The sequence below is a fragment of the Marinomonas alcarazii genome (assembly GCF_003208215.1).
Lineage (GTDB): Bacteria > Pseudomonadota > Gammaproteobacteria > Pseudomonadales > Marinomonadaceae > Marinomonas > Marinomonas alcarazii.
Map to the genome: position 1 here is coordinate 13,002 of NZ_QKLW01000005.1, position 13,760 is coordinate 26,761.

13 protein-coding genes are annotated in these 13,760 nt (G+C 44.0%); 9 read left to right on the forward strand and 4 right to left on the reverse strand.

Going from position 1 to position 13,760, the window contains the following annotated elements; genetic code table 11:
• Positions 1–19 precede the first annotated feature (19 nt).
• Entirely contained in the window at positions 20–1,114 is a 1,095-nt protein-coding gene (locus DFP75_RS11320; RefSeq protein ID WP_110575700.1) for an MBL fold metallo-hydrolase, read from the forward strand.
• A 64-nt stretch (positions 1,115–1,178) separates the two neighbouring features.
• Here DFP75_RS11320 and DFP75_RS11325 read toward each other — a convergent pair whose 3' ends face one another.
• Complete coding sequence (locus tag DFP75_RS11325; RefSeq protein ID WP_110575702.1) at positions 1,179–2,072, reverse strand: LysR family transcriptional regulator; 894 nt, start codon at positions 2,070–2,072, stop codon at positions 1,179–1,181.
• A 195-nt stretch (positions 2,073–2,267) separates the two neighbouring features.
• Between DFP75_RS11325 and DFP75_RS11330 the strand changes: the two genes are divergently transcribed.
• Complete coding sequence (locus DFP75_RS11330) at positions 2,268–4,292, forward strand: TonB-dependent receptor plug domain-containing protein (protein WP_110575704.1); 2,025 nt, start codon at positions 2,268–2,270, stop codon at positions 4,290–4,292.
• A 194-nt stretch (positions 4,293–4,486) separates the two neighbouring features.
• Here DFP75_RS11330 and DFP75_RS11335 read toward each other — a convergent pair whose 3' ends face one another.
• A complete protein-coding gene (locus DFP75_RS11335) occupies positions 4,487–5,863 on the reverse strand; it encodes a glycine--tRNA ligase (RefSeq protein WP_110575706.1) in 1,377 nt (458 codons plus the stop codon).
• A 271-nt stretch (positions 5,864–6,134) separates the two neighbouring features.
• Here DFP75_RS11335 and DFP75_RS11340 point away from each other — a divergent pair, with 271 nt between their 5' ends.
• The 3 genes from DFP75_RS11340 (at position 6,135) to DFP75_RS11350 (ending at position 7,805) form a co-directional block, all read left to right on the forward strand.
• Positions 6,135–6,575, forward strand: coding sequence for a DUF3429 domain-containing protein (locus tag DFP75_RS11340; protein WP_175404888.1), 441 nt, complete (start codon positions 6,135–6,137; stop codon positions 6,573–6,575).
• A gap of 83 nt (positions 6,576–6,658) precedes the next feature.
• Entirely contained in the window at positions 6,659–7,051 is a 393-nt protein-coding gene (locus DFP75_RS11345; RefSeq protein WP_110575710.1) for a thiol-disulfide oxidoreductase DCC family protein, read from the forward strand.
• A gap of 28 nt (positions 7,052–7,079) precedes the next feature.
• Positions 7,080–7,805, forward strand: coding sequence for an SDR family NAD(P)-dependent oxidoreductase (locus tag DFP75_RS11350; protein WP_110575712.1), 726 nt, complete (start codon positions 7,080–7,082; stop codon positions 7,803–7,805).
• A 23-nt stretch (positions 7,806–7,828) separates the two neighbouring features.
• On the opposite strand, the gene DFP75_RS11355 is transcribed toward DFP75_RS11350, so the two are convergent.
• Both DFP75_RS11355 and DFP75_RS11360 read right to left on the reverse strand, forming a co-directional pair.
• Positions 7,829–8,566, reverse strand: a complete 738-nt coding sequence (locus DFP75_RS11355) for a DUF1826 domain-containing protein (protein WP_245927044.1) — start codon at positions 8,564–8,566, stop codon at positions 7,829–7,831.
• A 226-nt stretch (positions 8,567–8,792) separates the two neighbouring features.
• Complete coding sequence (locus tag DFP75_RS11360; protein WP_110575714.1) at positions 8,793–9,053, reverse strand: DUF5062 family protein; 261 nt, start codon at positions 9,051–9,053, stop codon at positions 8,793–8,795.
• 304 nt (positions 9,054–9,357) lie between these two features.
• Here DFP75_RS11360 and DFP75_RS11365 point away from each other — a divergent pair, with 304 nt between their 5' ends.
• The 4 genes from DFP75_RS11365 (at position 9,358) to prpD (ending at position 13,704) form a co-directional block, all read left to right on the forward strand.
• On the forward strand, positions 9,358–10,044 hold the full coding sequence (locus DFP75_RS11365; protein ID WP_110575715.1) for a GntR family transcriptional regulator: 687 nt from the start codon (positions 9,358–9,360) through the stop codon (positions 10,042–10,044).
• 32 nt (positions 10,045–10,076) lie between these two features.
• On the forward strand, positions 10,077–10,955 hold the full coding sequence (gene prpB / locus DFP75_RS11370; protein WP_110575717.1) for a methylisocitrate lyase: 879 nt from the start codon (positions 10,077–10,079) through the stop codon (positions 10,953–10,955).
• Positions 10,956–11,024: 69 nt separating this feature from the next.
• A complete protein-coding gene (prpC, locus tag DFP75_RS11375; protein ID WP_110575720.1) occupies positions 11,025–12,164 on the forward strand; it encodes a bifunctional 2-methylcitrate synthase/citrate synthase in 1,140 nt (379 codons plus the stop codon).
• A 52-nt stretch (positions 12,165–12,216) separates the two neighbouring features.
• Positions 12,217–13,704, forward strand: coding sequence for a 2-methylcitrate dehydratase (gene prpD / locus DFP75_RS11380; RefSeq protein WP_110575722.1), 1,488 nt, complete (start codon positions 12,217–12,219; stop codon positions 13,702–13,704).
• Positions 13,705–13,760 lie beyond the last annotated feature (56 nt).

Consider the following 13,760-nt stretch of genomic DNA (forward strand, 5'->3'; position numbering starts at 1 on the left):
AATCTAAAAGTGGTGTTCTATGTTTGTTATCAAGCTAATTGTTGCCTTGATCATTATGCTGAGTCTGGCGATTTATATCGTAAATAACAGTATTAAAGCAAAGGTGAATCCGATCAACGAGGCCACATCGGCTCCTTACGAAGGTTCAAAGTTTCACAATACAGCGCCACGTAGCCCGATGTCTTTTTCTGATACCGTCACGTTATGGGTACGATTTTTTACCGAGAAAAAAGTCGACACTACACCCAATATTAACATTCCGGTACGAACCGTTAGTCGAGCAGACTTAGATGCTCTAAGTAGCGATAGATTGCATTTAGTTAAACTGGGCCACTCTTCTATTTTGTTGAAGGTGTATGGCGAATATTGGCTGATCGACCCAGTATTTTCTGATCGCGCCTCACCCTTTCAGCTTATTGGTCCAAAACGTTTCCACCAGCCGCCAATTAGTTTAGAAGATTTACCGCCTATCGATAAGGTATTGATCTCCCACAATCATTATGACCATTTAGACAAAGCGAGTATTAAGGCTTTGCTCGCGAAAACGCAGCAATTTATGGTGCCAAAGGGCGTAGATGGCGATCTAATCGATTGGGGAGTCGAGGAAGGTAAAATCATTACATTGGATTGGTGGCAAGAAATTCAGACTCCCCAAAGCTTGATTGCTTTTACGCCAACTCAACACTTTTCTGGCCGAGGCATGGGTGATGGCAATATGACCTTATGGGGTTCTTGGGTGATAAAAACGCCACAAGAAAGCCTTTTCTTTAGTGGCGACTCTGGCTACTTCCAAGGTTTCAAAGAGATTGGCGACAAATACGGGCCATTTGATCTAACTATGGTGGAAACAGGTGCTTACGATTCAAACTGGGCCGATATACACATGAAACCAGAGGACAGTGTTCAGGCTCATATAGACCTACAGGGGAAGGTGATGATGCCAATTCACAATGGTACTTTCGATTTGGCTTTTCATACTTGGCATGATCCGTTTGACCGAGTGGTTGCCGAATCAGAACGTCGAAATGTGACGTTAAGCACACCTGAGTTTGGGCAAGTCTTCTCGATTAATAATCTGCCACCACTTACACCTTGGTGGCAACAAACACCTTAGGCCGCACCTTTCGTTAGACTCCAGTGCTTTGCTATCCATAGATAACTGAGCACTGGAGCTGCGATTAACAAAATACTTTCGCTTCTTCTCGTAAATACTGGATCAATGTCTGCATCTTTTTCGGTAAATGCCCAAAAGGATACTGCAAGTAAACAGGTAACGGGTTGCCTTTCCACTCAGGTAAGCAAGAAACAAAAATATCAGGATGGCGATTTAAGTGTTTCTCCGCAAAATAATGTGGCAATAAGCCAACCCCTTTACCTTGGATAATGGCTTCGGCATGCAATATATATTGATCTACCGTTAGGCGTGACTTAGGTAAATCCACCGATAAAGATCCTTCTTCCTCGTGTTCTAGCACTATGTTATTACACTCGCTTTTAAGAGTGTCTACCCATGCATACTGACTAAGATCATTTGGGTGATTCAAGGTTCCCATTTTTGCTAGATAGTCGGCGCTGGCATAAAGGCCTTGGCTCAAGGAGCCTATTTTCTCTGTCCTTAATTGTTCATTTGTGGGTTCACCAACCCATACACACACATCATTACTTTTTATTTCTTGAAAGAGCTGATTGCCTGTACGTACTTCTATGTTTACTTGAGGGAATTCATCCAAAAAATTAAACATCAACCCAGAAAACCAGCCTCGCACCAATGTAGTGTGAACATAAACCACCAAAGAGCCGCTTACTTCGTCTTTTAGCTCATCGACGGCTTTGTGCCCTTCATCGGCGACATGAAGCAGTTTTTTTGCAAAAGGTAAAAATTTTAGACCTGCTTCATTGGCAATCAATCGATTCGCTTGGCGGCGTAACAAAGGTTGCTTCAACGCTTCTTCTAAGTGACTAATGCGACGACTTAACGTGGATTTCGATACCCCAAGTTCCTGAGAACTTTCCTTGAGACTGCCTGTTTCCATTACAGATACAAACGTCCTTACTTCATTCAAATCGTACATTTACTTTCCCTTGACTCATTTTTAAGTGCACTGAGCACTGCACTCTTTCACATGTTGTTGCAAAAAATGGAACAGAGCGTACCAACACAAAAAAACAATAATACTAGATAATACAAATGATAAGCATTCTTAACACCATTCATACATTAATTATACAAAATTAGTTCCAATACAACTATGGAGAAATTGTTCATAATGACCCCTTCAGCTCGCAATTATAGACTTACAACACTGGCCGCTTTAATAAGTGCTACCACTTATTCAACAACGCTCTTAGCAGAAGAAAATACAGTCAACCTAGATCAATTAGTTGTGTCTGCTTCGGGAAGTGAAGTTGATATAAAAGACGCCCCAGCTTCTATTAGTGTTATAACTCGCGAAGATATTGAAAGAACACCTGTTACCAGCATATCCGAATTACTAGCTGATTTACCTGGCGTAACGGGCGGTTATACCACTGCTGGTGCAGGCTCAAAAATCACTTTTCGTGGCATGCCTGACAAATACACCTTGATCATGGTCGATGGTAGACGTGTAGGCGGATCTTCACTCACAGGCTACCGCCCAGACCTTGTTGGACAAGATATTGATTGGATCTCTCCAGACATGATAGAACGCATCGAAATTATTCGAGGTCCAATGTCAACGCTATATGGTTCTGAAGCCATGGGCGGCGTTATCAATATCATCACCAAAAAAGTTCCCGCGCAATGGAAAGGTACATTGAGCGCAAATTACCAGAAACCTGACAGCGGCTCCTATGGTGACACCAAACAATTAGGAGCAACTATAGCTGGTCCTATATCAGAAAAAGTCGGAATAAAACTGGGCTTAAATAAAACAGACAGTGAGGCAGACACAAACCCTCGAGGCAGCTCAGGATTAGACAACCGTAGTGTCAATTCAGAAATTGATTGGCAAATAAATAAGAACCATAAAGTAACTCTCAATCTCAATTATGGTTTACAGAAGTCTGAATCCGCACCTAACGCAGAATATGAACAGTTTCGCGCAGGGGAATTAGAACATAAAGGCTATGGTGTCGGTTATGAAGGCTATATTGGAAACGTAAAAAACACGGTCAATTTGTATCATAACCAATACAATAATAACGACCAATCAGTACCGAATGGTCGCGGTGGTTACACCACTGGCGACTCTGAAGCGAACGAAACGGTACTTGATGCTAAAACAAATATCCCTTTAACTTTTGGTGTTGATCAAGATGTAACGATCGGCCTGCAATATAAAGAAGAGGATATTTATAACAGAGCAGTAATTGGTAATTTAAGTGCTGATAAAGATGGAAATACCATTGATCCCGACTTAAATCCTGACGGGTGGTCTGGTTCCCTTTTTGCGGAAAACCAACTGTATCTGCAAGATAACCTGATTCTAACTCTAGGTGCGCGTTTTGATAAAACAGACGGCTTTGATGCCCACTTAAGTCCAAGAGCCTACTTGGTTTATCACCCAAACCTTGACTGGACAATCAAAGGAGGCATTTCTCAAGGCTTCAGAGCCCCAACATTAAAAGAACGCTCTCCTAGTTCAGGTACTTACTCGCGTGGTAATGGTTGTACATCTCTCGCTCCGCTCGGTTATACCAGTGGAGGTTGTACCATGTTGGGTAACCCTGATTTAAAACCTGAGGTAAGCACCAACTATGAAATAGGTGCTAACTACGAGAGATCTGGATACCAGTTTGATGCAACTTTTTTCTACAACGATGTAAAAGACCTAATGCAAAATAGTCTGTACGGCATCAGAAACGGTCAATGGTTCACCATTCAGCGTAACGTGGGTAAAGCGACTACAAGCGGTATTGAAACCTCTTTTGCAGCACCAATCAGTAACACAGTTAAATTAAATGGAAACCTAACATACATTATCGAGTCTAAAAGAAAAGATAATGACGAACCACTTATGAACGTTCCTGAAGTGACAGCCAATGTCGGCCTATACTGGGATATTAATGAACAGTGGAATACTTTTACCAAAGTACAGTATCTAGGCAAGCAAGCTTATAACAAAGAAGACAGCATTCGTTTTGCAGAAGCCTATACAACGCTTGATGTAGGTACTACGTATAATGTGAATAAGAATTTAAGTTTGCGTGCAGGTATCGACAACATAACAGAAACGATTGTAAAAACAGGCGATGATCACGGAGATGGTAATCCACGAGTCTTCTATATGGGCGTGACAAGTCGTTTTTAATTAATGGTTCTACTTTATTTCCCTTTGTGCAGTATGCACACAATTTCCCTTTGTGCAGTATGCACACAAAAGACCGCAGCCATAGCTGCGGTCTTTTTTTTATCTTCAGGCATTATTAATAGAGACTGAATCGCAGGCATAAAAAAACCACGACTCTCAGACGAGAATCGCGGCTTTTAAGTCATCAACAAAAATTAGTTTTGGTTGATAAAGTAGTTAATCACGTAAGCTGGTAGCTCTGCCGCTGGCACAACGATTTGCTCCATTGTGTCACGATCACGAACCGTTACTGGCGCACCTTCTTGCTCGATGGAATCGAAATCGACGGTGACACAGATTGGCGTACCTACTTCGTCATGACGACGGTAACCTTTACCAACGTTACCTGTGTTTTCATAAAGAATACGACCCAGACCTAGTTTCTGAAGCTTGTTTTTCAATTCTTTCGCAAGCGCTACGATTTCAGGCTTGTTTTTCTTAAGCGGCATAATAGCCACTTTGATAGGCGCTAGATGAGGCTTAAACTTCAACACAGTACGAGTAGAACCGTTTGGTAGCTCTTCTTCTGTGTAAGCCTCGGTCATGACAGCCAATAGACCACGATCTAGACCAGCAGAAGGTTCGATACAGAAAGGAACTTCCCATTTATTTTCTTCTAAATCGCGAATCGCTAACTTAGCAGTAGAATGCTCGTTCTTTTTCACTTTTGCAGAAAGACCAAACTCTTCTTGTGCTTTTGTGTGAGAGCCTAGATCGTAATCGGTACGGTTCGCAACACCTTCTAGTTCTTCAAAACCATGTGGAAACTTGTACAAAATATCCACAGTAGATTTAGAGTAATGCGCAAGATCATCACCGGTCACATATTCAAACTCAATGTTCTCTTCAGAAAGACCTTGATCCAACCACCATTGCTTACGCGCTCCAACCCAGAACTCGTGCCATTTTTCATCTTCGCCAGGCTTACAGAAAAATTCCAATTCCATTTGTTCGAATTCACGAACACGGAAGATGAAGTTACGAGGCGTGATTTCGTTACGGAAAGATTTACCAATCTGCGCAATACCAAACGGCAAAGTACGAGAAGTCGAATCTACAACGTTTTTAAAGTTAGTGAAGATACCTTGTGCTGTTTCTGGACGAAGGTAAGTATAAGACTCTTCGTTCACCATTGGGCCAACGTTGGTTTTGAACATCAAATTGAAATCACGTGGCTCTGTTACATTAGTTGAGCCACAGTTGTCACATACTTTAATGTCTTTCATGTGGTCAGCACGCATACGAGATTTACATTCGTGACAATCTACCATTGGATCGGTAAAAGTATCTTCGTGACCAGAGTATTTGTAGACGTGTTTGTTTTGAATAATCGCAGCATCCAAACCTTCTACATCATCACGCTCATAAACCATTGAGCGCCACCAAGCGGCTTTTAGGTTGTTTTTTAATTCAATACCTAGCGGACCGTAATCGTAAGCACCTTGCATACCACCGTAGATTTCACTGCCTTGGAAAATAAATCCGCGACGTTTACATAGGGAGACGAGTTCATCCATTGTTTTAGCTGGCATTTCTAAACACACCTTAAGCAAAATTCGTTAAATAAGGACATGAGAGCCGATTTGGCATCACGTTCAAGTAATAATAGCCGACCATTGTACTCGTTGACCCTATTTCGCTCAATGGCGATTCTTGATTAGAGCGCCACAAAAAACTTTACACTTTTTTGTACATAAATAGGACAAAAGAAGGATGTTAGGTACTGTTTTAAAGTTCATTTTGTTAGATAATTCTCATTGTTTTCATATTTCTTTTTTCTCGGTACTTTTTAAAGGTAACAACATGCGTTTTTATAAGCCTGTAGTGGTCACTCTCGCTGCATTAAGCATCATTCCATTTACTTTGGCCACTTACCTAAACTTTTCTAATAACACATTAGCTGGTTATACGGGCGTAACTATTTTTGCGACGTATGGGGCCGTTATCCTAAGTTTTCTCAGTGGCGTTATTTGGGGTCGAGTCATAGAACAACCAGAAAACGGCGCAGGTAAACTATTATTGGTTTCTTCTAATATCGTTTTGTTATCTGCTTGGTGCTCGTTACTGTTGAAAACACCTGAATTATCAATCGTATTGCTGCTATTAGGTTTTATCAGTCTTTTTTGGCTGGAAGCACGATGGATAAAACCCTCTTATGTAAACAAAGCATACGCGACCCTTCACTTTAGCCTAACCTCTATCGTTTGTGTCATGCATTTGCTGGTGTTATACCCACATTATTAATCACACTAACGACCGCAGACTGATCTAAAACACTTCTAGTCACGTATCATTACTTAACACTTTAATGTTTAGAGTAATGATCCATGTTAACAATCTTCTACGATGGCTATTGTCCTCTTTGCGCAGCCGAAATGCGCACACTGCAATCTTTAGACAGAAACAACAGATTGCAGCTAGAAGACATCCACGCCAATGATTTTACAGAAAGATATCCCCATATTGATCCGATTGAAGCGGATAGGCTACTTCACGGCCAGCTGGCTGACGGAAAGGTTATCAAGGGGTTAGACGTCACGTGTCTCGCATGGCAACTTGTTGGAAAGCACAAATGGATGCAAATGCTACGCTGGCCAATCATCCGCGTTTTCGCCGATATGGGCTACAAAGTATTTGCTCGCTATCGCCACCAGATTTCATCTTTTGTCACTGGCAAACCGCGATGTGAACCCTGTGCCAAAGATCGTTGTGATCTTTAATTCGCCACGATTAATGTAGGAGCCCGCTATGTCGTCTTTCTATGCCCTTGTGATTGGTGCAAGCAGTGTCATTGCCCAAGCTGCCATTAAGCAATTTGAAGATAACCAAGATTGCCTTGGCATCTTTGCCATTAGCCGCGTTTCACCAAGCCAAGACAAAGCAAGTAAAACACAATGGATTGAATCTGATTATAGTGAAGCGAGCATCCAACAAGTTTGCCAAACACTTACCCCTTATTCGGGCGCAATCACCAAAGTGCTGATTTGTAATGGCATACTACACAACGACAGTATGATGCCAGAAAGAAAGTTAGAAGAAATTAGCGCCTCTCAGTTAACCACGGTTTTACACGCCAACACGGTCATCCCTATGCTATGGCTAAGCCGTTTATTGCCTATTTTACAAGGTAAGCATGATACTCAAGTGGCACTTTTCAGCGCTCGTATTGGCAGTATTTCCGACAATAAAACGGGCGGCTGGTACAGCTACCGCGCCTCTAAAGCCGCTCTAAACATGCTCATTCAAACCAGCTCGGTGGAATACGCAAGAAGAGCTAAAAATGTAAAACTTATCGCTTTTCATCCAGGCACCACAGATACGCCGTTGTCTAAACCATTCCAACGATCCGTCCCAAAAGATAAGCTCTTTACAGCGGAGTTTGTGGCAACACAGCTTTTATCCATTATGGAAAGTATCACTATGGACAACAAAGCCGCTTACTTAGACTGGAACAATCAAGCCATTGAGTGGTAATGACTCTTAATAAGAGTCTATTGCTAAATCATATCCAAGCTTAAAAATAGGCGTTTACTTTCAAGGCTTGCTGACGGTGAGCGATGCACCACACCTCGCCCCAAAGAGGTAGGCCACTCATCCCCTTTCATCAAAGCAACGTCACCCACATTAAGCTGGTTAATGCGCCCTTTTTCATTCAAGCCACTATTATGGTCATTCACTCGTCCACCTCGTCCCAGACGGTCTCTGACCACATGTGCCTCGTGCAGCCATTCACTACCGCTGCCAGCGTATGTCGATACTAATCGGCAGGGAATTTTATCGACATGAAAGCGAGGACACATTGCGTTTGAAAGCACATTTAATCGCAGACCCACTTCTTCAAGGTCAAATAGACACGCAAACATGTCGACCAGTAGCGCGACATCCTCAACGAATAGAGCTTTACCCTGAGCCTCGGGAAGCAGTTTTCCTAACATGGAGCTTAAGTACTCCAAACTTCCCTGAGATGTGAAAGCGAAGTGCGGGGAAGACTCAAGTAAGCTCTCAGCATATTGCGAAATAGAGCCCAGCGACCTTTGCCAAACCGCCATACTAATGTTGTTTTGATAAATATCAGCGAGCACTTCTCGGTGAGAAGACTTCACCACACCCAACAAGGCTGGCTTTGTCGCTAGACCCTCTTCTTGATCCAAGCCATTGGTATCAATCAAATTATAGTGACTGTTTTTCAAATCCACCGAATGAGGCACTTTTTGAAAACTAAGATTTTCTCTCACATCAACACCTTCAAGAAATAAATAAACATCGATTATGTTATGTTATAACATAATTTTAAGAGAGTAAAAGTATGATGAAGAAAATCATGATCTTGAAGGTATTGAATAAAGGAAAATAGACCGAAGACTAATCGGTTATAAGAAGAGAGAAGTTACAAGCACAAAATCACTTCACCGTAACGGCAGCATGAAGTGAGAAAGGAGATACCTGGCGCGTTACGCCTTATTACTTCAAAAGAGGATCGTCTTTTGGCAACAGTTTCTGAATCCACAACGCCAACTTGTGCTTCATGCTTGGCAAATCTTCCTTGTCAGCAGGCAAGCCCACGATCAACTTATCCAGCACCAATAAACGATAAATCGCCTCGGTCTTCTCATTCGCCGACATGGTCGAAGAAAAGCCAGCATAGCCACGTTTGAGCGCGTAGTTCTCGCCAACTTGAATGGCTTTTTTACTAAGAGCGGCTTCATTTTTAATTTTTTTCATAGCTTTCCCTATTTAGTTGCGCGATCAAACAAACCTCTTAAAAGGATGGTCGACACACTTGATAGTCAAATGATTCTTATGACTCTATCAGCTTTTGATATTCAACCAAGCGTTTCTCGTCAATAAACGCCAAAAACCTCTGAATAAACACAGTGTTAGCAGTGTTACACTCGCCTACAACGATCAAACATACGACTAAAGGATAAGATAGAAACCATAAGATTGTTGACAATCCAACTTGATAAACCGCAAAAATACGACTATAAATCCTAATATTGTCAACAATAAAGTGTTTTCTCCTATTATGAGCAACCTTATTTCAATTAAATCTGCAACACTATCGGAAGACATCGCTCAACAGCTAACCAATGCGATAGTGCAGGGTGATATCCCCCAAGGCAGCAAAATATCAGAGCCAGAACTGGCCAAACAATATGGCGTTTCTCGTGGGCCATTAAGGGAAGCCATCGTTAAATTAGAAGGACTAGGATTAGTCACGCGTACCGCTAATGTGGGTGCACGAGTTATCCAGCTAAACACACAAGATATGCTTGATACCTTTGCCATGCGCGAAGCGTTAGAAGGCATGGCGGCTCGATTAGCTGCCAGCAGCATGCCGACAGATGAAATAAACAGCTTGTACGCGCTACTCGATAAACACCAAGCTCACCTAGATGCCAACCAAGACGAACATTATGTGCAACAAGGCGGCAACGACGATTTTCATTTACGCATTATTCACGCCAGCGGTAACGGCAAGCTAATCCGTTTGTTAACGGAAGAATTGTATGCAGTGATTCGCATGTATCGTCGCCATACTGCAGATCAACGCAGCGATCCACGCCAAGCATTACGTGAGCACAAAGCCATTCTGGATGCGATAGCGAATCACGAAGGCGATCTTGCTGAACTACTGATGCGACGTCATATCAGCCGTGCCAGCAAACTACTAGAACAAGCAATGCAACACGCCGTTGCCACCTCACTCTAGCCATACATTGATAACAATAAGAGAGGAATCCAATGACCACACTTTCAGCTGGTGCCCGTTTTAGACAAGCCGTCGCCACACAATCTCCCTTACAGGTCGTCGGAACCGTCAATGCCTATTGCGCAATGATGGCGGAACAAACAGGTCATCATGCCATTTACTTATCAGGTGGTGGGGTCGCGAATGCCTCCTATGGCTTACCTGATCTTGGCATGACTGATTTGCATGATGTACTAGAAGATGTGAGACGCATTACGTCCGCATCTAAGTTGCCGCTGTTAGTCGATATTGATACTGGCTTTGGTGGTGCCTTTAACATCGCCAGAACCATTCAACAAATGGAAAAAGCCGGCGCGGCGGCGGTGCATATTGAAGACCAAGTCCAACAAAAACGTTGTGGGCACCGACCGAATAAAGCCATTGTCAGTCAAGACGAAATGGTCGACCGCGTAAAAGCTTGTGTTGATGCCCGCGTTGACGACAATTTTGTCATCATGGCGCGCACCGATGCTCTGGCTGTAGAAGGCATGGAACCCGCTATCGAACGAGCCATTGCTTGCGTCGAAGCTGGCGCCGACATGATCTTCCCAGAAGCCATGATCACTTTGGATCAATACCAAGAATTTGTCGCTGCCGTAAAAGTGCCGGTATTGGCGAACATCACCGAATTTGGCGCAACGCCGCTGTTCAGCAGAGAGGAATTGGCCAGTGCTGGCGTAGATTTGGTGCTTTATCCACTCAGCGCATTTCGCGCCATGAACAAAGCCGCCCTCAATGTCTATCAGCATTTATTAAACGAAGGCCACCAGCGCGATGTGATCGACACTATGCAAACTCGTAACGAGCTTTATGACTTTCTCAACTACCATGAATACGAAGACAAATTAGACGCGCTCTTCTATAAGAAATAAGAGCCTAAAAATAAGGGTCTAAGAAAGAACAAGTTACTTCTCTAAACAATAACAAAATGGAGTAGAAAAATGGCTAAAGTACTTTCTGGCGCAGGTCTAAGAGGCCAAAGCGCAGGCGAAACCGCACTCTGTACCGTAGGCAAAGCAGCCTCAGGATTAACTTATCGCGGTTACGACATTGATGTCTTAGCGGACAAAGCAAGCTTTGAAGAAGTCGCGTATCTCCTGCTGTACGGCAAGTTACCTAACCGTACTCAGTTGCATGACTATGAACAAAGACTGATGAGTTTACGTAGCTTACCTGACGAGCTAAAAGCGGTATTAGAGCTGATTCCCGCCAGTGCGCACCCAATGGATGTAATGCGTACAGGGTGTTCCTTTTTAGGTAATCTTGAACCTGAACTGCCGTTTGAAAAACAACCCTCGTTGGCATTACATAGTGCCGATCGATTGATTGCCACCCTGCCAGCTATGGTGGTTTATTGGTATCGTTTTAGCCACGATGGCGTTCGCGTAAATACGCACAATGCCAACGTTCCTTCTTTAGCAGGTCATTTTCTCACCATGCTGCATGACAAAGAGCCAAGCGCCCTTCATACCCAGGTTATGAACGCGTCTTTGATCTTGTACGCTGAACACGAGTTTAACGCCTCGACCTTTACTGCTCGCGTTTGTGCTTCCACCTTGTCAGACATGTTTTCCTGCGTCACTGGCGGCATTGGCAGCTTACGCGGGCCACTTCATGGCGGCGCCAATGAAGCCGCGATGGACATGATAGAACCATGGAAAACCCCAGACAAAGCCGAAGCCGCCTTGCTGCAAAAACTCGCCAATAAAGAAAAAGTCATGGGCTTTGGTCACGCTATTTACAGTGAACGCGATCCACGCAATGGCATCATTAAAAAGTGGGCCAAAAAGCTCAGCGAAGACGTCGGTGACGATCATTTATACGCGGTATCAGAACGTTGTGAAGAAGTCATGTGGCGCGAGAAAAAACTCTTTTGTAATGCGGATTTTTTCCATGCCAGCGCGTATCGCTTTATGGGCATTCCCACCAAATTATTTACCCCTATTTTCGTTTGCTCCCGGGTCACCGGCTGGGCCGCCCATGTCATGGAACAACGAGCGAAAAACCGCATTATTCGACCTAGCGCTGATTACACAGGGCCTGACCATTCTGAGTGGGTGGATATTGACGACCGTCATTAACTCAACATCAGCATCAGCATCAGCATCAAAACTTGACGATTAAGGATCACTAATGAGCAACAACGTAGACCTAAACAACCGCCCAGATTACGACCAAGTCATACAAGATATTGCAGATTATGTATTGAATTTTAAAGTTGAAAGCCAAGAAGCCCTAGACACAGCACGTAACTGTTTAATGGACACACTCGGTTGTGGCTTGCTGGCCCTACGCTTTCCAGAATGTACCAAGCACCTTGGCCCCATTGTCCAAGGCACAGTGGTGCCGAACGGTGCTCGCGTTCCAGGTACGTCTTTGTCTCTCGACCCGGTGAAAGCCGCGTGGGACATTGGTTGCATCATTCGCTGGCTGGATTACAACGACACGTGGTTAGCGGCAGAATGGGGACATCCTTCCGATAACTTAGGCGGAATTTTGGCCGTTGCCGATCACCTTTCACAAGTTCGTCTATCGAATGGCGAAAGCCCGATGACCATGCGTGAAGTATTAGAAGCCATGGTAATGGCCCATGAAATCCAAGGCGTTATCGCGCTGGAAAACTCGTTTAACCGTGTGGGTTTATGTCACGTGTTATTAGTGCGCGTAGCCTCTGTGGCTGTGGTGACTAAAATGATGGGCGGCGACAGAGAACAGATCATGGCGGCGATTTCGCAAGCTTGGGTCGATGGCTCTGCTCTGCGTACTTATCGTCATGCACCTAATGCTGGCTCTCGTAAATCGTGGGCGGCTGGCGATGCAACGTCTCGTGCGGTGCGTTTGGCCGATATGTCGATGCGAGGCGAAATGGGCATTCCCGGTGTGCTTACCGCAGAGCAATGGGGTTTTTATGACGTGTCTTTCTCAAAAACCAATAAAGACCAAGCCATTAAGCCTGATGACAAACGTGAGTTTTCTTTCTCACAAGATTACGGTACTTACGTAATGGAAAACGTCTTGTTCAAGATCTCTTTCCCAGCCGAGTTTCACGCTCAAACCGCGGCTGAAGCGGCCGTTACTTTGCACCCTCTTGTGAAAGACCGCTTAGCCGACATCGACAAAATCGTTATTCGTACTCATGAATCGGCGATTCGCATTATTTCCAAGTCTGGCCCATTAGCGAACGCTGCAGATCGTGACCATTGCTTGCAGTACATGGCGGCAGTGCCACTCGCTTTCGGTAATTTAACTGCCGAACATTACGAAGACGACTTTCATGCTGCCAATCCCATCATTGATGAGCTGCGCAACAAAATGGAAATCGTCGAAGACAAACGCTTCACTGCCGAATATTTAGAAGCCGACAAGCGCTCCATTGCCAATGCGATTCAGGTGTTCTTTAAGGATGGCAGCAGCACAGAGGAAGTGGTGGTGGAATATCCAGTCGGACATCGCCGCCGTCGCGAAGAAGGCATTCCATTGTTGGAACAGAAGTTCAAAAACAACTTGGCGACGCGCTTCCCAAACCGTCAGTGCCAGCAGATTTTTTCGCTTTGTAAAGATCAAGCCGCTCTTGAAAGCACCGCAGTGAATCGCTTCATGGATTTATTTGTTATCGCTTAGGCCTCATAAGCATTGGCGCTACCTTGTGGTCACAGTATGATAGAGGTCTTTGCATG